Below are 860 nucleotides of genomic sequence, written 5' to 3'. Positions count from 1 at the left end.
ATGGTTTTCCGGTGCCGCACCAGCAGGCCCGCGTCTGCGAACGGCTCAGGGGTCGAAGCGGTATCCCATACCGCGCAGGGTGGTGACCAGCCGACGTTGCGGCGGCCGCCCCTCGACCTTGGTCCGTACCCGGCGAACATGCTCGGTCACAGTGGCCGGATCCTGGAAACGCGTGCCCCAGACCTGCTCCAACAGCTCCTCACGGCTGAAGACACGGCGGGGGTGACTGGCCAGGAAGGCCAGCAGCTCGTACTCGCGCGCGGTCAGATCAATACGCTCACCCGCGACCGCGACTTCACGCGCACGCAGGTCTATGGAGACATCGCCATAGACCAGCGGATCGTTCCCGTCCCCGGTGCGCTGCGGCGGCGGCTCCACCGGACGGCGGCGAAGCCGTGCCCGCACGCGTGCGACGAGTTCCCGAAGCGAGTACGGCTTGACCACGTAGTCGTCGGCGCCCAGTTCCAGGCCGACGACACGGTCGACCTCTTCGGCCCGTCCTGTCAGCATGATCACAGGCACTTCACTGGTCTGCCGCAGCCGGCTCAGGACGGCAAATCCGTCCATGCGCGGCATCGCGACGTCAAGCACGACAAGATCGACCTCAGTGGTCTGGAAAAGCTTGAGCGCGGCTTCTCCGTCTGCCGCCTCCAGCACTCGATACCCGAACCGTTCAAGGCTGCGGGCAAGCGCAACTCTGGAAGCTTCGTCATCCTCCGCGATGAGTAGAGAAGCCCCCCTCGTTGCTGTTGCAGTTGCGTCCCCGGTCATGGTCGAAACCCTACGCACGCTCTCCGGAACCGCTGCGAGCGGGGTGGTGGGCAAGGCCCGACCTCGAGATTCCAACACATTTCTGTAAC

General features: G+C 65.3%; 1 protein-coding gene. It reads right to left on the bottom strand.

The features are described 5' to 3' along the window. Positions 1-45 precede the first annotated feature (45 nt). Positions 46-771 carry a response regulator transcription factor gene (locus tag U9980_RS12205; RefSeq protein ID WP_322747734.1) on the bottom strand — a complete coding sequence of 242 codons (726 nt, stop codon included), beginning with the start codon at positions 769-771 and terminating at the stop codon, positions 46-48. Between the last annotated feature and the right edge of the window lie 89 nt (positions 772-860).

It is taken from the genome of Protofrankia sp. Cr1 (genome assembly GCF_963555865.1).
In the GTDB taxonomy this organism is placed as follows: Bacteria; Actinomycetota; Actinomycetes; order Frankiales; family Frankiaceae; genus Protofrankia.
The sequence above is the reverse complement of the archived record's forward strand: the minus strand, read 5'-3'. Positions and strand labels throughout refer to the sequence as shown.